The organism is Stenotrophomonas sp. SMYL41, from assembly GCF_036319965.1.
GTDB classification, from domain to species: Bacteria; Pseudomonadota; Gammaproteobacteria; order Xanthomonadales; family Xanthomonadaceae; genus Stenotrophomonas; species Stenotrophomonas maltophilia_R.
The window spans coordinates 1-17,249 of the sequence record NZ_JAWIRX010000012.1 but is presented as its reverse complement, the minus strand read 5'-3'; the positions used below and the strand labels follow the sequence as shown (position 1 = coordinate 17,249).

12 protein-coding genes and 1 riboswitch are annotated in these 17,249 nt (G+C 68.2%); of the genes, 6 read left to right on the top strand and 6 right to left on the bottom strand.

Annotated elements, in window-relative coordinates:
* Positions 1-47 precede the first annotated feature (47 nt).
* Positions 48-932, bottom strand: coding sequence for a M23 family metallopeptidase (locus V3B30_RS14475; protein WP_262082853.1), 885 nt, complete (start codon positions 930-932; stop codon positions 48-50).
* Between the two features lie 148 nt (positions 933-1,080).
* Positions 1,081-1,199, top strand: a riboswitch (SAM riboswitch).
* Positions 1,200-1,276: 77 nt separating this feature from the next.
* Between V3B30_RS14475 and V3B30_RS14470 the strand changes: the two genes are divergently transcribed.
* The 3 genes from V3B30_RS14470 to V3B30_RS14460 are packed head-to-tail and all read left to right on the top strand — an operon-like array spanning position 1,277 to position 4,604.
* Positions 1,277-2,308 carry a homoserine O-succinyltransferase gene (locus tag V3B30_RS14470; RefSeq protein WP_100473625.1) on the top strand — a complete coding sequence of 344 codons (1,032 nt, stop codon included), beginning with the start codon at positions 1,277-1,279 and terminating at the stop codon, positions 2,306-2,308.
* Entirely contained in the window at positions 2,305-3,540 is a 1,236-nt protein-coding gene (locus V3B30_RS14465; RefSeq protein WP_046432019.1) for an O-succinylhomoserine (thiol)-lyase, read from the top strand. The genes V3B30_RS14470 and V3B30_RS14465 overlap by 4 nt, the downstream gene beginning before the upstream one ends.
* Positions 3,537-4,604, top strand: coding sequence for a homoserine dehydrogenase (locus V3B30_RS14460; protein WP_100473624.1), 1,068 nt, complete (start codon positions 3,537-3,539; stop codon positions 4,602-4,604). The genes V3B30_RS14465 and V3B30_RS14460 overlap by 4 nt, the downstream gene beginning before the upstream one ends.
* Positions 4,605-4,660: 56 nt before the next feature.
* On the opposite strand, the gene V3B30_RS14455 is transcribed toward V3B30_RS14460, so the two are convergent.
* Both V3B30_RS14455 and V3B30_RS14450 read right to left on the bottom strand, forming a co-directional pair.
* The gene (locus tag V3B30_RS14455; RefSeq protein WP_100473623.1) at positions 4,661-5,656 is read right to left on the bottom strand and encodes an alpha/beta hydrolase; all 996 of its coding nucleotides are present in this window, start codon (positions 5,654-5,656) and stop codon (positions 4,661-4,663) included.
* A 127-nt stretch (positions 5,657-5,783) separates the two neighbouring features.
* A complete protein-coding gene (locus V3B30_RS14450; RefSeq protein ID WP_049456519.1) occupies positions 5,784-7,166 on the bottom strand; it encodes an L-serine ammonia-lyase in 1,383 nt (460 codons plus the stop codon).
* 99 nt (positions 7,167-7,265) lie between these two features.
* Here V3B30_RS14450 and V3B30_RS14445 point away from each other — a divergent pair, with 99 nt between their 5' ends.
* On the top strand, positions 7,266-7,496 hold the full coding sequence (locus tag V3B30_RS14445; protein ID WP_262082852.1) for a glutaredoxin family protein: 231 nt from the start codon (positions 7,266-7,268) through the stop codon (positions 7,494-7,496).
* An 83-nt stretch (positions 7,497-7,579) separates the two neighbouring features.
* Here the strand turns inward: V3B30_RS14445 and V3B30_RS14440 are convergent, their stop codons facing one another.
* From V3B30_RS14440 to V3B30_RS14430, 3 genes are read right to left on the bottom strand one after another with little or no spacing between them, the layout of a single operon-like run.
* Positions 7,580-8,152 (bottom strand): YceI family protein, encoded by a 573-nt coding sequence (locus V3B30_RS14440; RefSeq protein WP_262082851.1) that lies wholly within the window; start codon positions 8,150-8,152, stop codon positions 7,580-7,582.
* A 3-nt stretch (positions 8,153-8,155) separates the two neighbouring features.
* The gene (locus V3B30_RS14435) at positions 8,156-8,728 is read right to left on the bottom strand and encodes a cytochrome b (protein WP_100473620.1); all 573 of its coding nucleotides are present in this window, start codon (positions 8,726-8,728) and stop codon (positions 8,156-8,158) included.
* Positions 8,725-9,369, bottom strand: a complete 645-nt coding sequence (locus tag V3B30_RS14430) for a YceI family protein (RefSeq protein WP_100473619.1) — start codon at positions 9,367-9,369, stop codon at positions 8,725-8,727. Before V3B30_RS14430 ends, V3B30_RS14435 begins: the two co-directional genes overlap by 4 nt.
* 164 nt (positions 9,370-9,533) lie before the next feature.
* Between V3B30_RS14430 and V3B30_RS14425 the strand changes: the two genes are divergently transcribed.
* Positions 9,534-13,076: an ATP-binding protein gene (locus V3B30_RS14425; RefSeq protein ID WP_262082850.1), complete on the top strand. Its 3,543-nt coding sequence runs from the start codon at positions 9,534-9,536 to the stop codon at positions 13,074-13,076.
* A gap of 96 nt (positions 13,077-13,172) precedes the next feature.
* On the top strand, positions 13,173-16,700 hold the full coding sequence (locus tag V3B30_RS14420; RefSeq protein WP_262082849.1) for a hybrid sensor histidine kinase/response regulator: 3,528 nt from the start codon (positions 13,173-13,175) through the stop codon (positions 16,698-16,700).
* The last annotated feature ends 549 nt before the right edge of the window (positions 16,701-17,249 follow it).

The following is a 17,249-nucleotide window of genomic DNA, read 5'->3' as shown; positions in this document are numbered from 1 at the left end:
GGCGCTTTTCAAAGAGATAAGCGCCCGATTATACCGGCCGGGGCCGGTCAGCGCCCGGTACCGCCTTCAGCCGCGCCCTGGCGGGCGAACTGCAGTTGGCCCTGTTCGGCGAAGATGCGCACCGGCACCGAGCGCAGGTTCATGCCCCGGTTGACCTGCACCACGAAGTGCAGGTGCGGCGCGCTGCTGTAGCCGCTGTTGCCGGACAGACCGATCGGCTGCCCGGCCCCTATCGCCTGGCCGCGACGCACACGCATGCCGCCGGCCTGCAGGTGGCCGTACAGGGCCATGCTGCCGTCGCTGTGCAGCACGCGGATGAAGTTGGCGCGGGCACCATCACGTTCGCGGTCCTGGCCGTTGCCACGGAAGCCATCCTGGATCTGCATCACCGTGCCCTCGCGCGCGGCCAGCACCAGGGTGCCCTCCGGCAGCGCGAAGTCGACCGCGTCGCGGTTCTCCTCGTCGTCATGGCTGAAGCGTCCCTGCGGCGCCTGGTCCACGCGCAGGCGGGCCGCGTCGAACGGCAGGCGGTAGGCGACATCTTCGGCCTGTGCGGCCGGGTTGCCCGGCACCGACTGCAGGCGCAGATCGAGCATGCGGCCATCGATCGGGGCGGGCAGGTGGCCGACCACCAGGCTGCTGTCGCCCTGGATCAGCGACTCGACCGGGAGGCCTTCAACCGGGTGCCCAGGGGCGGCGCGCAGCTGGATCTGCAGCGGCCCCGCCAGCCCGTTGTCGATGCGGGCCTGCCACTGCCCGCCGACCGGCTGCAGGCGCAACCGGGCCATGGGGGCGGTGACCTCAGCGCTGGCTGCGCGGGTGGCCGGGACAGGCGAGGGAACCAGTCCCCACCCCTGGCGCCAGTCGCCGGCGTGTGCGGTCGCGCTCGCCAGCAGAGTCAACAGCAGGCAGGACAGGGGCAGGCGCGGCATCGGCGTTTCCAGCGAAAAGGACCGCCGGGACTGTAGCTGATCCTGAACGGGACGACCGCGACGGCCTTCGCATAGTGTTCCTGAAAATATTCATCGCTTTATCCGTATGAAGGGATTGACAGTGCGGAAAAGGGCTGGCATCGTGGCTCCACCATCGAGACCGGCAGAGGGACAGGCCCTTTGAAGCCGGGGCAGCCCGCAGGCGCGCAAGCGTCTGCGTAGGTGCCAAATCCTGCGGGGACCGTGGCGTCCACCGAAAGATGGTTCGAACCATGCACCACACGTGCATCTCGAACGTGGGCCCCGCGAAGGCTCGATGGCCGATTCCCCAACCGGATCCCGCCATGAGCTTCGCCGCCAGTACCGCCATTCGCCCCGAACCCTTTGTCCCCGTCAGCGTGCCGGTCGAAGACCGCGTGCATGCCGAGCGCGGTGAGTTCGCCGCGGTGCTGTCGATGCGCCACGCAGGCCCCAGCCCGGTGCGCCTGCGCTATGAGTGGGTCGGCCCGGCCAATGCACCGGTGGTGGTGCTGGCCGGTGGCATTTCCGCCCACCGCCACGTGGCGTCCAACGCACAGTTCAGCGAGAAGGGCTGGGCCGAAGACCTGGTGGGCAGCGGCCGGGCGCTGGATCCGCAGCAGCTGCGCGTGCTGGCCTTCGATTTCATCGGTGCCGACGGTGCACTGGATGTGCCGATCGATACCGCCGACCAGGCCGATGCATTGGCGCTGCTGCTGGACCACCTCGGCATCCGCGCGCTGAAGGCGTTCGTGGGCTACTCCTACGGCGCGCTGGTCGGCCAGCAGTTCGCGATCCGTCATCGTGCCCGCGTGCGCCAGCTGGTGCTCGCCAGCGGCGCGCACCGACCGCATCCGTATGCCGCCGCCTGGCGCGCACTGCAGCGCCGCGCGGTCGCGCTCGGCCAGCTGCAGTGCGGCGAAGACCATGGCCTCGCCCTGGCGCGGCAGTTCGCGATGCTCAGCTACCGCACGCCGGAAGAATTCGGCGAGCGCTTCGATGCCGCGCCGGAGGTCATCAATGGCCGCGTGCGCGTGGCCGCCGAAGACTATCTCGACGCCGCCGGTGCGCAGTACGTCGCGCGCACGCCGGTGACCGCCTACCTGCGCCTGTCCGAATCGATCGACCTGCATCGCGTTGATCCCACCGCGATCCTGCCGCCGACCGTGGTGGTGGCGGTGGAGGGCGACCGCCTGGTGCCGCTGGCCGACCTGGTCGGCCTGGTCGAAGGGCTGGGTCCGCGCGGCAGCCTGCGCGTGCTGCGCTCGCCCTACGGCCACGACGCCTTTCTCAAAGAAACCGATCGCATCGACGCGATCCTCGCCACCGCCTTCCGCACTTCTGGAGAGTCCGCATGAGCCTGCACGCCAACGAGCCGTCCTGTAGTCGTACCACTGCCGCCGTCCGTGCCGGCATCGATCGGGACACCGCGCATGGCGCGGTCACGCCGCCGATCGTGCTGTCGTCGAACTTCAGCTTTGAAGGCTTCGGCAACAAGCGCCAGTACGACTACACGCGCAGTGGCAACCCGACCCGCGACCTGCTCGGCGAGGCGCTGGCCGAACTGGAAGGCGGCGCCGGCGGCGTCATCACTGCGACCGGCATGGGCGCGATCAACCTGGTGCTGAACGCGCTGCTTCAGCCGGGTGACACCCTGGTGGTGCCGCACGATGCCTACGGTGGCAGCTGGCGCCTGTTCAATGCGCTGGCAAAGAAGGGCCACTTCGAGCTGGTCACCGCCGACCTGACCGATCCGCGTGCGCTGGCGCAGGCGCTGGCCACGCAGCCGAAACTGGTGCTGGTGGAAACCCCGTCCAATCCGCTGCTGCGCATCACCGACCTGCGTTTCGTCATCGATGCCGCGCACAAGGCTGGCGCACTCGTGGTGGTTGACAACACCTTCCTGTCGCCGGCCCTGCAGCAGCCGCTGTCGTTTGGCGCGGACCTGGTGCTGCACTCCACCACCAAGTACATCAACGGACACAGCGATGTGGTCGGTGGCGCGGTGGTTGCGCGCGATCCGGCGCTGCACGAGCAGCTGGTGTGGTGGGGCAATGCGCTGGGCCTGACCGGCTCGCCGTTCGATGCCTTCCTGACCCTGCGCGGCCTGCGCACGCTGGACGCGCGCCTGCGCGTGCACCAGGAAAACACTGCGTCCATCGTTGCCCTGCTGGACCAGCATCCGGCGGTCGGCGCGGTGTACTACCCAGGCCTGGCCGATCACCCGGGCCACGCCATCGCCGCGCGCCAGCAGAATGGCTTCGGCGCGATGCTGTCGTTCGAACTGGCGCACTGTGCCGGTGATGATCCGCACGCGGCGGTGCGTGCGTTTGTCGACGGACTGCGCTGTTTCACCCTGGCCGAATCGCTGGGCGGCGTCGAAAGCCTGATCGCGCATCCGGCCACCATGACCCATGCAGCGATGACCGCCGAAGCACGCGCAGCGGCTGGCATCAGCGAAGGGCTGCTGCGCCTGTCGGTTGGCATCGAGGCCGAGCGTGACCTGCTGGCGGACCTCGGCGCTGCGCTGCAGCGCGCCGAAGCCGTGATCGATGCGGCTGCGCGCCGCAAACAGGTGGTGGATGCATGAGCGCGCTCGCCGCTGAAATTCCCGTGCTGGGCGCAGGACGCCTGGCGCTGCTGGGTACCGGCACGGTCGGCTCGGCCTTCGTGCAGCGCTACCAGTTGCTGCAGGCACGCGGGCTGGAACTGCCCAGCGTGCAGTGGCTGGCCAATTCACGTACCGCGCTGGAGATTGATCGCGACCTGGTGCTGCCATTGGAACTGGCACGTCGCGCACCACGCGATGGCCAGAGTTCGCCGCCATGGGCGAGCGCCGAAGGGCTGGAACGGGGCGACGTGGTAGTGGATGCGACGGCCAGTGAAGACGTGGCCGCCCGCCACGTGCAATGGTTGGCACGCGGCGTGCACGTGGTGACCGCCAACAAGCTGGGCCGTGGCGCGCAGCTGGCCCGTGCGCAGGCCATTGCCGAAAGCTGTGCCGACAGTGGCGCGCGTTATGGCGACAGCGCGACCGTGGGTGCTGGCCTGCCATTGCTGAGCAGCCTGCGCGCGCTGGTGGCCGGTGGCGATCACATCCACGCCATCGAAGGCGTGCTGTCCGGTTCGCTGGCGTGGCTGTTCCATCGCTATGACGGCCAGTCGCCGTTTTCGGCTGCGGTGCGCGAGGCACTGGCGGCCGGTTACACCGAACCCGATCCGCGCCTGGACCTGTCCGGCGAGGACGTGCGCCGCAAGCTGCTGATCCTGGCGCGCAGCAGCGGGCTGGCACTGGATGCGTCGCAGGTGCAGGTGGATTCGCTGGTGCCTGATGCGCTGGCGGCGTTGCCGCTGGAAGATGCCGTGGCTGCGTTGGAGCAGCTGGATGCGCCGCTGCAGGCGCGTTGGCAGCAGGCACGTGACAACGGTCGCGTACTGCGTTTCGTTGGCCGTGTTGACGGCGAAGGTGCGCAGGTGGGCCTGCGCGAGCTGCCGGCCGATCATCCCTTGGCGCAGGGCGCAGGCACCGACAACCGCGTGGCCATCCACAGCGATCGCTACCGCCGCCAGCCGTTGTTGATCCAGGGGCCGGGCGCGGGCGCGGAAGTTACCGCAGCCGCGTTGCTGGATGACGTGCTGCGGATCGTGGGTTGATCACATGGTTCCTGTAAGGCCGAGCGCATGCTCGGCGCTACAGAAGCAGCCGTCGGTCAGCGGGACTTCAAGGCCTTCAACAACGCGGCGTTGAACTGCTTCGGGTCCTGTACCTGCGGCGAATGGCCCAGTCCGGCGAACTCGACCAGCGTCGCGCCGGGAATCGCTGCGGCCGCTGCCTTGCCGAGTACCGGATAGTTGCCCAGCGCCGCCTTCACCGCAGGCGGTGCCAGGTCACGGCCGATCGCAGTGCGGTCCTTCTGGCCGATGAACAGCGTGGTCGGCACCTGCAGGTTCTTCAGTTCGTACACCACCGGTTGGTTGAACACCATGTCCGAGGCCAGCGCCTGGCTCCATGCAACGGCCTGCTTGCCCGGGCCTTCGTACATGCCCGACTGCATCCGCGCCCACGGTTCGTAGGCGGGTTTCCACGTGCCGTCGTAGTACACGTCCAGCTGGTAGCGGCGGATGCTGTCATAGCTGGTTTTGAGTTCTCCGGCATACCACGCATCGACGCTGCGCCAGGGAACGCCCAGCGCTTTCCAGTCCTCCAGCCCGATGGGATTGACCAGCGACAGCGTGCGCAGGTCCTGCGGGAACATCAGCGCGTAGCGCACCGCGAGCATGCCGCCCATCGAGTGACCGACCAGGTGCACCGGCGTATCCCCCAACTGCAGCTGCTGCAACAGGGCATGGGTGTTGGCAGCCAGCTGCGCAAACGTGTACTGATAGCGTTCGGGCTTGCTGGACTTGCAGAAACCCACCTGGTCCGGAGCGATCACCCGGTAGCCTGCGTTCAACAGCGGCGCGATGGTCTGCTGCCAGGTGGCGGCGCAGAAATTCTTGCCGTGCAGCAGTACCACCACGCCGATGGCGCGGCGTTTGGGCAGGACGTCCAGGTAGGCCATCTCCAACGGCTGCCGCTGCGACTCCAGCGCGAAGGTCTTCACCGGATAGCCGTAATCGAAGCCTTCCAGCCGCGGGCCATAGGTCGGCGTGGCAAGGGCGGACAGTGGCAGGCAGGCAAGCAGGGCAGCGGCGATCACGCGCATGGGGCAATCCGGGGCAGGGGAAGCCCGAGCCTAACCGGAACGTGGTGATGGTGTCGTCCGATCCAGAGCCGAGCCCATGCTCGGCTGCTCCTGCCCCATCAGCCGAGCATGGGCTCGGCTCTACAGCTCAGCACTCGATGACGTTCACCGCCAGGCCACCGCGGCTGGTTTCCTTGTACTTGTCCTGCATGTCGCGGCCGGTATCGCGCATGGTCTTGATGACCTTGTCCAGCGACACCTTGTGCTTGCCGTCGCCACGCATGGCCATGCGCGAAGCATTGATCGCCTTCACCGCGCCCATCGCGTTGCGTTCGATGCAGGGGATCTGCACCAGGCCGCCGATCGGGTCGCAGGTCAGGCCGAGGTTGTGTTCCATGCCGATTTCCGCAGCATTCTCGATCTGGCTCGGGTTGCCGCCCAGTGCCGCAACCAGGCCACCGGCCGCCATCGAGCAGGCCACGCCCACTTCGCCCTGGCAGCCGACTTCGGCGCCGGAAATCGAAGCGTTTTCCTTGTACAGGATGCCGATCGCCGCCGAGGTCAGCAGGAAGTCGAACACGCGCTGTTCGTTGGCGCCGGGGCAGAAGCGGTCGAAGTAATGCAGCACCGCCGGCAGCACACCGGCGGCGCCGTTGGTCGGTGCGGTCACCACGCGGCCACCGGCGGCGTTTTCTTCGTTCACTGCCAGCGCGTACAGGTTGACCCAGTCCAGCGTGGTCAGTGGATCGCGCATCGCCGCTTCCGGCTTCGACGACAGCTCGCGGTACAGCGCCGGTGCGCGACGACCGACCTTCAGGCCACCCGGCAGCACGCCTTCCTCGCGGATGCCACGCGCGACGCAGGACTGCATCGCGCTCCAGATCTCGCGCAGGTTGGCGCGGATCTCGTCTTCGCTGCGCCAGCACTTCTCGTTCTCGAACATCAGCTGGGCGATGCTCAGGCCGCTGCGTGCGGTCTGCGCCAGCAGCTCGTCGCCGCTCTTGAACGGGTAGGGCAGCGGGGTCTCGTCGGGCACGATGCGGTCATCGGCCGCGTCGTCCTGGTTGACCACGAAGCCGCCACCGACCGAGTAGTAATCGCGGGTGGCGATCACTTCGTCGTCGGCGTTGTACGCGGTGAAGCGCATGCCGTTGGTGTGGTACGGCAGCTTCTGGCGCTTGTTCATGCCGAGGTCGCGCTTCTCGTCGAAGGCGATCTCGTGCTGGCCCATCAGCTGGATGCGCTTGCTGCTGCGGATGCGCTCCAGGGTGGCCGGGATGATGTCCGGGTCGATCAGGTTCGGCCGCTGGCCTTCCAGGCCCAGCAGGATCGCCTTGTCGGTGCCATGGCCGCGGCCGGTCAACGCCAGCGAGCCATAGACATCGGCGCGGATGCGCGCGACCTCGTGCAGGCGGCCCGGATCGAGCAGCCAGCGATGGATGAATCGCTCGGCGGCCTTCATCGGCCCGACGGTGTGCGAGGAACTCGGGCCAATGCCGATCTTGAAAACGTCGAACGTGCTGACAGCCATGGATGCCAAACTGCGGGTACCGGACAAGCGGCTATTCTAGCGGCTTGCCGGGCCATCCGATGGCTGCGGCGCAGCATTTCCGCCACGGGAGCCTGACCGGTGTTGACCCTGATCCAGCGTGACGATTGCCACCTGTGCGACCTGGCGCTGGCCGAACTGGCCAAAGCGCGGGCGCCGGAGTTCGAGTCGGTGTTCCTCGATGACCAGCCGGCGCTGGAAGCGCGCTATGGCGCGCGGGTGCCGGTGCTGCGCGACGAGCACGGCGAGCGCGAGCTGGACTGGCCGTTCGATGCGGCCACGGTGCAGGCCTGGCTGGCCGCAGGGCGTTGAATCTTGCGGTAGTGCCGGCCGCTGGGGGGCAACCCCGCCATGCCCGGTGATGCCGGCCAGCGGCCGGCACTACCAGACCCGCTTTATTTCGCGTCGAACTTCACGATCGTGCTGATTGCGGTGTCGTCCGGGATGGTCTTGGTGTCCGCCCAGTCACCGCCGCCGACGCCGAAGTCCAGGCGCTTGACCGTGGCCTTGCCGGTCAGCACCGGCTGGGTGCCCGGCTTCCAGGTGAAAGTGAGGGTGACCGGCTTGCTGACGCCGCGCAGCTCCAGGGTGCCATCGGCGGCGAACTGGTCGTTGCCCACTGCGCGGAAGCCCTTGGCGGTGTAACGCGCGGTGGCGAACTTGCTGACATTGAAGAAGTCGGCGCCCTGCAGGGTCGAGTCACGATCGCTGTTGCCGCTCTTGGCGCCAGCCAGCGGAATCACCACGTCCAGCGAACCGGCGGCCGGGTTGGCCGGGTCGAAGCTGAGCTTGGTGGCAAAGCCCGGGAAGCTGCCGGTGAACACTTCGCCGTCGTACTTGGTGGCGAACACCAGGATCGAGCCGGCGCCCGGGGCCTGCGCATAGTCCGCAGCAAGCGCCGGGACGGTAGCCAGCATGCCGGCCAGGGCGGCGGCCACGGCGGCCGGAGTGGTCAGTTTCAGGTTCATCGGTCAGTCCTTCTGAGGGGAGGCGAGCCAGCCGCGCGGCAACATGCGGGACAGCGTTGCATCGCGCTGGAACAGGTGGTGGTAGAAGGCAGCGCCGGCATGGGCCAGCACCACCGCGATCAACAGCCAGAAGCCGTATTCGTGGAGGGCATGGGACACCGCGACGACCTGCGGGTCGGGGCCGCTCAGCTTGGGCACGTCGACCAGGCCGAACCAGCGGAACGGGCGCAGGCCACTGGCCGAGTCGTACAGCCAGCCCGACAGCGGGATGGCGAACATCAGCACATACAACAGCACGTGGGTGGCACTGGCGATGCGTTCCTGCCAGCTGGGCACGCCCGGCACCGGCTTCGGTGCCCCGGCATACAGGCGCCAGCCTAGACGGAACAGCACCAGTGCCAGCACGGTGATGCCGATCGACTTGTGCGCGGTGTAGACCCAGAAGTACCTGGGCGTCTTGGGCAGTTCGCCCATGGTCAGGCCAACCACGCCCAAGGCGAGGATCAGCAGTGCGATCAACCAGTGCAGGATCTGGCTGACACTCCCCCAGGCGGCAGGGGTGTTCTTGGCGGTCATGAAGGGTCCTTGGGGGCCGTCGTGTTGTCGGAGTGTGGAACGGGGGCGGGAGTTCCCGGGGCGTCGCTGCGGTCGAGGGTGGCTTCAGCCTCGATCCTCACCTGTACCGCATCACCGATGACGCCCGGCCAGGCGGTGATGCCGAACGCGCGCCGGCTCAGCGTAGTACTGGCGGAAAACCCGGCGGTGCGTCGGAATGGAGGGAGCGGGTAGCGCTTGAGCGCGTTGAGGGTCACGTCCAGGGTGACTTCCTGGCTGACCCCGCGCAGGGTCAGCGTGCCGATCACATGCGCACGCTTGGCGTCGATCGGTTCGACCCGGCTGGAGACGAAGCGTGCGCTGGGGAATCGCTCGCCGTCGAGCAGGCTGCGGGCCAGCGTGGCCTGGTTCCACTTGGCGTCGCCCAGGTCCAGTCGCGACACGGGGATGTCCACTTCCAGGGTGGCGTCGCGCCAGTTGTCGGGATCGAACAGCACGCGGCCTTCGCTGCCGGACACCGTGCCCATGGCCTGCGAGTAACCCGCGTGGTCGATGGAAAACAGCACCCGCGTATGCACCGGATCGAGGCGATAGGTGTCAGCGGCCGCCCAGGCAGGGGCGGTGGCGAGCAGCATCGGCAGCAGGGCCAGGCAGGGACGCATCGATGGCGGGCTCCGGAAGGGGACGCTGTGATCATACGCACAGCCCCCTGCCAACGTTGCGTGCATGGCTGCAACAGTTCGTGGTGGCGCCACCGCTGGAAACACGCTGTTGCAGCCATGAACCCGGCCCTGTGTGACAATCGGCCCAGGACAGGGGGTTCAGGATGACGAGCGGCTGGCGCCGGTGGTGCCGTGGCATCGCAGGTATGGGTCTGCTGCTGGTGGCGATGGCCACGGCGGCTGCAACCCTGGACATGGCAGAAACACCGCGCCTGCGCCGATTCGGTGCCGCCGAAGGCTTGCCGTCGCGCATGGTGGTGGCGCTGGCCGAGGACCGCCAGGGCCACATCTGGGCGGCCACTGACGGTGGGCTCGCCCGTTATGACGGCAACAGCCTGCGGGTCTGGGAGCACGATCCGGAACAGCCGGGCTCGCTGCCTGGAAACGAGATCGAGACCCTGCTGATCGACCCGCTGGACCGGGTCTGGCTGGGCATCAACGGCAAGGGCGTTGCCCGCCTGGATGCCGATCGCGAACGCTTCCGGACCTTCGACACGGTCAATTCCACCTGCCAGGGGCAGTTCTGGGCACTGGCCTATGTCGACGACGCCTTGTGGATCGGTACCAACAACCATGGCGTCTGCCGTCTTGGCGAAGATGGCAGCGTGCGCCTTTTCACCCATGATCCAGCGCATCCGGGTGGCCTGCCCAGCAACAGCATCTTCACCAGCCTGGTCGATGCACAGGGCCGCCTGTGGGTGGGCACCGAAGCCGGTGTGGCACGTTGGAATGGCAGCGGGTTCGAGCCGGTAGGCGCGCGGGAACTGGGTACGCTGAGCGTGCTCCGGTTGAGCCGTGATGCGGAGGGTTCGATCTGGGTAGGCAGCCAGAACGATGGCCTGTACCGCATCGATGGCCAGGACCGGGTCAGTCGCCCGCGCTGGCCCGACAGCGCCCAGCTGCGCTCGGCCCTGGTCCTGGCCGATCGCCAGGGGGGCTACTGGGCTGGCACCTCCGATGGCCTGTTGCGAGGGGATGCGGCGGCGCTGCGCCGGCTGGAAGGCGACCGCGGCAGCGGCTTCCTGACCGCGCACAGCGGCGTGCTCGATCTGCTGCAGGATCACGAGGGCGGATTGTGGGTGGCGCTGCTGACCCAGGGCCTGGCCTATCTGCCGCCGGACTGGCGGCGCTTCTCGATCTGGAACCAGCTCGACGGCAAGCCGCTGGACAGCCAGTACCTGTTGAGCGCGGCCAGCGACGGGAAGAACTACTACGTCGGCTCGGCGCGAGGGGTGTACCAGCTGGATGCGCAGGGCACCCTGCGCCTGCTGGCCAGCGACCGGCAGCTCGGCAATGGCGTGGTGTGGTCGGTGTTGCCGCGCCCGGATGGTCGCCTGTGGCTGGGACGCGGCGGTCGCATCACTGTCTACGATCCGGCCACCGGCGCGCTGCGCGATCTGCGGATCGATGGCAGTGCCGACCTGCGCCAGCGCATCGACCTGATGCGGCAGGCGCCTGACGGCACGGTGTGGGTGTCGGTGATGGGCCTGGACCTGCAGCAGCGCAGTCCGGACGGGCGGCTGCTGCACAGCTATCCGCTGGAGCATTTCCGCGGAACGGCCGATGCGCCGATCGAGCAGATCCGCTTCGACGCCCATGGCCGGCCCTGGGTGATGGGCGACATGGGCATCTGGCGCGAGCAGGCTGGACGCTTCGAGGCAGTACCGGGCGTTTCGCGCGGGCCCATCTACGACCTGGTGTGGATCGATCCGCAGCAGTTGTGGCTGGCGCGCCAAGGTGCGTTCGAGCGCTACCAGTGGGATGGCATGAGCCTGCGCCTGATCCAGCGCATCGACGCCAGTGCGGGCGTGCCGCCGGTCACCATGGGGGGGCTGGCGCTGGCCGACAATGGCCAGCTGTGGGCCACCACGCCGCGCGGCCTGCTGCGCTGGGACCCGAAGACGCGGCGCCTGCAGCAGTTCAACGAACGCGATGGCCTCTCCGATGCGGAGTTCACCGGCCGCCCGCCGGCGGTCAACGCCGACGGCCGCGTGCTGGCCGTCACCCAGACCGGGTTGGTTGCCTTCGATGTGAATGCCGACGACACCGTGCTGCCGTCTTCATCGCTGGTGATCGCCGAAGTGCGGGTGCGCCGCGATGATGCGCGCGGCTGGCAACCGTTGCCGGTCACCGGCACCCTGTTGCTGGGACCGGATGACCGCGATCTGCAGATCGATGCACGACTGCTGTCCTACGCCAGCCCGCAGGGCAACCGTTACCGTTTCCGCGTGCAGGGTTACGATCAGGATTGGGTGGAGCAGGGGGGCGATGGCCAGCGCACCCTGTCGCGGCTGCCGACCGGCAGCTACGTCATCGAGGTGCAGGCGGCGACCGCCCGGGGCGCATGGACGCCTTCGCAGCAGTTGCATGTGAAGGTGCTGCCGCCGTGGTGGCGCAGCGGCATGGCGATTTTCGGTTACATCCTGCTGGGGTCGCTGCTGTTGGTGGTCCTGGTCTGGTCGGTCCGCGCGCGGCTGCGTCGTCGCCAGCAATGGCAGCTGACGGTGCACAAGCAGCAGCTGGCCGAGCAGGCCTCCCAGGCCAAGAGCCGTTTCCTGGCCACGCTTGGCCACGAAGTGCGCACGCCGATGACCGGCGTGCTGGGCATGAGCGAGCTGCTGCTGGCCACTCCGCTCGATCCGGTGCAGCGCGGTTACGCGGGGTCGATCCAGCAGGCCGGCAGCCATCTGCTGCGGCTGGTCAACGATGCGCTGGACCTGGCCCGCATCGAAGCCGGGCGGCTGGAGCTGGACCTGCATCCGTTCGACCTGGAGGAGCTGCTCGACCAGGTGCAGGGCCTGATGCAGCCGATGGCGCAGCAGCGCCAGCTTGAATTCCAGCGTGGTGAGGACCCCGCAGGGCCGGTCAGCGTCAGCGGCGACGAAATGCGTGTGCGCCAGATCCTGCTGAACCTGCTCGGCAACGCCATCAAGTTCACCGAGCGTGGCCACGTCGGCCTGGCCGTACGCCTGGAAGAAAAGGGCGGCCTGTGTTTCGAAGTGCATGACAGTGGCCCGGGCATCAATGCCGAGCAGCAGCAGCGCCTGTTCCATCGATTCGAACAGGCCGACGGCCCGCGCACCGCATCGCGCTACGGTGGCAGCGGGCTGGGGCTGGCGATCTGCCAGGAACTTGCGATGGCCATGGGCGGATGTATCGAAGTGGACAGCCAGCCAGGCAAGGGCGCGCGGTTCCGTGTGCGTCTGCCATTGCCCTGGACGCGGCAGTCCGCCAGCACGGCGGGCGAGGTGGCGGCCCTGCCGGAACTGCCGCCGCTGCGCATCCTGCTGGTCGAGGACGATGCCACGGTGGCCGAAGTCATCGCTGGTCTGCTGCGAGTGCGCGGGCACGAGGTGGTGCACGTGCTGCATGGCCTGGGCGCGCTGTCGGAGATCGCCACCGAGGGTTTCGACGTCGGCCTGCTCGATCTTGATCTGCCCGCACTGGACGGTACGGCCATCGCCCGCCAGCTGCGCACCATGGGCTATGAACTGCCCTTGGTGGCAGTGACTGCCCGTTCCGATGCCTATGCCGAAACCCAGGTACTGGCCGCAGGCTTCGATGGCTTCCTGCGCAAGCCGGTGACCGGCGACCTGTTGGTGGCGGCCATCGCCCAGGCGCGTGCGAAACGGCAGGCGACTGCGTGACTGCGTCGGCGCCGGGCGTGAACGGCGCGACTTTCGGTTTACCATGCCGACGCCCGCAGCGCGGGAATCATCAGGATCAGCGTGAGGAGGCAATCGGTGGTGTATCTGCGGGCGGCGATGCTGCTGCTGGTCCTGCTGTGCTGCGCGTTGCCCGCTGCGGCACAGCCGGTGCCTCCCAGCCCGCGGCAGGTGACGGTGTTCGATGGCTTGCCGTCCAATACCGTCAACCGCATGGCCGAGGACCGGTACGGTTACCTGTGGATCGCCACCAACGATGGCCTGGCCCGTTATGACGGGCGCACCTACCGGGTGTGGCGCTCGGAGGACGGGCTGCGTGACAACCGCATCTGGACGGTGCTGGTCGATGCCCGCAACCAGCTGTGGATAGGGACCGAGAATGCCGGCCTGGTGCGCATGTCGGCCGACCGTCGGCAGCTGCACTTCTACGACCGCAGCAGCCAGCCGTTGATGGGCACCAACACGGTCTGGAGCCTGGCCAGCACGCCTGACGGCTCGATCTGGTTCGGTACCCACGAAGGTGGCCTGTATCGATTGGACAGCCATGACCGCCTGCAGCGCTTCCTGCCCGAGCCGAACAATCCGCGCAGCCTGCCCTCCGCGTCGGTGCCCTACCTGGCCACGCTGCCCGATGGCAGCCTGTGGATCGGCACCAAGCATGGCGTGGCGCGCTGGACCGGGACCGACTTCGAGCGTGTCGGTACGGACGTCATTCCCAGTCTGCTGATCAACGGCTTGACCACCGAACCGGATGGCAGCCTGTGGATCAGCACGTTGGCCGGGGCCACCGTGCGCCGCCCGGATGGGCGCTTCGAGGCACCCCCGTGGAAGCTTCCGCCGGGCGAGCAGGTGCTGGGCATGATGCTGCGCGACGAGCAGGGCGGGCACTGGCTGGATACGCGCACCGGGCTGGGGCGCGCGGTCGATGGCCAGTACCAGACCGTGCCGCTGTACAGCGCGATCGCGCGCGAGCCGGTACGACCGAACTGGACCGGTGCCTATGAGGATCGGGAGGGGGGCATCTGGTTGGCCAGCACCAATGCCGGGCTGTGGCACCTGCTGCCACGCTGGTGGCAGTTCTCGGTGCTGTCGCGCCTGGAGGACGACCCCAGTTCGCTGCGCAATGCGCTGGTGCTGGGCACCAGCCCGTCCAGCAATGGCGGCGTCTGGACCGTGGGCAGCCATGGCGCGCTGGATCGCTTCGATCCGAAAACGGGCAGGATCGAACAGCACCGTACCTGGGTCAACGGCATGCACTGGTTGTCGTCGGTACGTGAGGACCGTCGCGGCCAGGTCTGGATCGGGTCGACCGATGCGCTGGTGCGCTACGACCCGCAACGGCGCGACGTGCGCCGCTGGGGGCGCGACGCCGGTGCCGATGCAGCGATGGAAGGGGTCATCGAAGCGATGATGACCTGCGATGGCGACAGCCTCTGGTTGATGCTGCCCGCAGGCCTGCAGCAGCGCGACCTCGACGGGCGCGTGCGTCGCCAGCTGGACAATGGCCAGCGCGGACTGCAGCAGGGCCAGCTCAACCTCGATGTGGAATGCGGTCCGCAGGACCACATCTGGCTGGCCAGCAGCCGTGGCCTGCTGCAGTGGTTGCCGGAAAGCGAGCGCTTCCAGCCGGTGCCGGGGGCGCCGGCAACCGCCATCCATGCGCTGCATGTGGGCGGCGATGGCCAGGTCTGGTTGTCCGAGGACGGGCGCCTGTCGCGATATCGCTGGAGCCAGGGGCGCCTGGAACGGCAGGCGGTGGTCGGTGCCGAACAGGGCTATCCGGCGATTTCCGCCTCTGGCCTGGTGGTGGATGCGCAGGGCGTGGCCTGGGCGACCAGCGCACGCGGCCTGGTACGTGTCAGCGCCGATGGGCAGAGCGTGCGCCTGTATGGCGTGCACGACGGCCTGCCAAGCCAGGAGTTCCGCGAGCACACCTTGATTGCAGCAGCCGATGGCCACCTGGTGGCCGGAACAGCGGCGGGCGCCGTGGTGTTCGATCCGGAGCAGGTGCGGCCTTCGGTACGTCGCGCCCCACTGGTGATCGAGCGGGTGGAAGTGCGCCGCAACGAGCAGGTGCTGGACATGACCCACGATGCACCGTTGCAGATCGCCGATGGCGACCGCGACCTGCGCATCGTCGCGCGATTGCTGTCCTTCGCCGACTCGGCGTCCAATACCTACCGCTACCGCTTGGCGGGCTACGATCCGGATTGGGTCGAAGTCGGCCCGGCGGGCGAGCGCCTGTTCTCGCGCCTGGCGCCGGGAAGTTACCGGCTGGAAGTACAGGCACGCTCGGCCGACCATGTGTGGTCGCGGGTGCAGAGCCTGGAATTCCGCGTGCAGCCGCCGTGGTGGCGCAGCCTGTCCGGCCTGCTGGTGCTGGCGTCGGTCGGATTGCTGCTGACCAGCTGGTTCGCCTGGCTGTACCGACGCCGCCTGCAGCGGCGCCACGCCTACCAGTTGGCGCTGCACAAGCAGGAACTGGCCGAGCAGGCCTCGGCGGCCAAGACCCGCTTCCTGGCCAACCTTGGCCATGAGATCCGTACACCGATGACCGGCGTGCTGGGCATGAGCGAGTTGCTGCTGGCATCACCACTGGACCCGCAGCAGCGTGGCTACACGCAGTCGATCCGGCATGCTGGCGAGCACCTGCTGCACCTGGTCAACGATGCGCTGGACCTGGCGCGTATCGAGTCCGGCCGCCTGGAACTGCAGTCGCAGTCGTTTGCCTTGAATGGCCTGTTGCACGACCTCGCGGCCCTGATGGGCCCGCTGGCCGCACAGAAGGGCCTGCGCTTCACCCTCGACAACCAGCTGCCGCCGGGCCTGCAGGCGACCGGTGATGCCATGCGCGTGCGGCAGATCCTGCTCAACCTGTTGTCCAATGCAGTGAAATTCACCAGCCGCGGCACGATTACCCTGCATGCACGCTGCGATGGCGAACTGCGCGCGCTGCATTTCGAAGTGCGCGATACCGGCCCCGGCATCAGCCAGGAACAGCAGCAGCGCCTGTTCCGCCGCTTCGAGCAGGCCGACGGTGCACGTACCGCAGCGCAGTACGGTGGCAGCGGCCTCGGCCTGGCGATCTGCCGCGAGCTGGCCCATGCAATGCAGGGGCGGATCCAGGTGGAGAGCCAGCTGGGCCGAGGCACCTGTTTCGGCGTGACCCTGCCGTTGCCACTGGTGGTGGACAGTGATGCCGAGGCGTCCGGGGAGGGCAATCGCGACGAGGCGGCGAACATGCCACCGCTGCGGGTGCTGCTGGTCGAGGACGATGCCACCGTGGCCGATGTGGTGCGGGGGCTGTTGAGCGCACGCGGCCACGAGGTGGTGCATGCGGGCCACGCGCTGGCGGCGCTGCGCGAGATCAGTGCCGGCGATTTCGACGTCGGCCTGCTGGATCTGGACCTCCCGGGCCTGAGCGGCTTCGAACTGGCCCAGCACCTGCGCAACCAGGGCTACATGCTGCCGTTGCTGGCGGTGACCGCACGCACCGATCCGGACCTTCAGCAGCAGGTGGAAGCGGCCGGCATCGGTGGCTTCCTGCGCAAGCCGGTGACCGGCGAGCTGCTGGTGGAAGCGATCGCCAGGGCGATGGGAAGGTAGGGATTCAGCAGGGCCTGCGGCCCTGGTACACGCCATCGCATGCGCGCTGTCGCTCCCACGCTTCGCTGCGCGAAACGCGGGCCCCTCTTACCAGCACCCATACCCCGGCCGCTTCGCGGCCGCCCCCTGACTCAGGGGGCTTTCCCTCGAGACCTGTCCTGGTGGCCAGTAGATCCACGCCATGCGTGGATGAATCTCTGTCAGATATCAAAATGGATCTGACCCTATGTTCATTTCGATTTCTGACCGATGTGTCGACCAAGGTCGACAGCCACCAACAGCAGCGACCATCTGTCAGAGGTGGGGGGGGGGGGGGGGGGGGGGGGGGGGGGGGGGGGGGGGGGGGGGGGGGGGGGGGGGGCGGGGGGGGCGGGGGGGGGGGGCGCGCCCCCCCCCCCCCCTCTTATCCCGGCCGCCCCCCCCCCCCCCCACCCTCTCCACCCAATTCCAGAAGCCGGTGCTTTTCGCGAAAAAAAAAGCCCCGGCAATCACCGGGGCAACATGCTGCGAGGGTTTTGCGTGTAGCGGGGAGCGGGGGCGAAGCCCCCG

Coding starts and splice junctions, on each gene's coding strand:
- V3B30_RS14475 (WP_262082853.1), bottom strand. CDS start 932: ATGCCGCGCCTGCCCCTGTCCTGCCTGCTGTTGACTCTGCTGGCGAGC.
- V3B30_RS14470 (WP_100473625.1), top strand. CDS start 1,277: ATGAGCTTCGCCGCCAGTACCGCCATTCGCCCCGAACCCTTTGTCCCC.
- V3B30_RS14465 (WP_046432019.1), top strand. CDS start 2,305: ATGAGCCTGCACGCCAACGAGCCGTCCTGTAGTCGTACCACTGCCGCC.
- V3B30_RS14460 (WP_100473624.1), top strand. CDS start 3,537: ATGAGCGCGCTCGCCGCTGAAATTCCCGTGCTGGGCGCAGGACGCCTG.
- V3B30_RS14455 (WP_100473623.1), bottom strand. CDS start 5,656: ATGCGCGTGATCGCCGCTGCCCTGCTTGCCTGCCTGCCACTGTCCGCC.
- V3B30_RS14450 (WP_049456519.1), bottom strand. CDS start 7,166: ATGGCTGTCAGCACGTTCGACGTTTTCAAGATCGGCATTGGCCCGAGT.
- V3B30_RS14440 (WP_262082851.1), bottom strand. CDS start 8,152: ATGAACCTGAAACTGACCACTCCGGCCGCCGTGGCCGCCGCCCTGGCC.
- V3B30_RS14435 (WP_100473620.1), bottom strand. CDS start 8,728: ATGACCGCCAAGAACACCCCTGCCGCCTGGGGGAGTGTCAGCCAGATC.
- V3B30_RS14430 (WP_100473619.1), bottom strand. CDS start 9,369: ATGCGTCCCTGCCTGGCCCTGCTGCCGATGCTGCTCGCCACCGCCCCT.
- V3B30_RS14425 (WP_262082850.1), top strand. CDS start 9,534: ATGACGAGCGGCTGGCGCCGGTGGTGCCGTGGCATCGCAGGTATGGGT.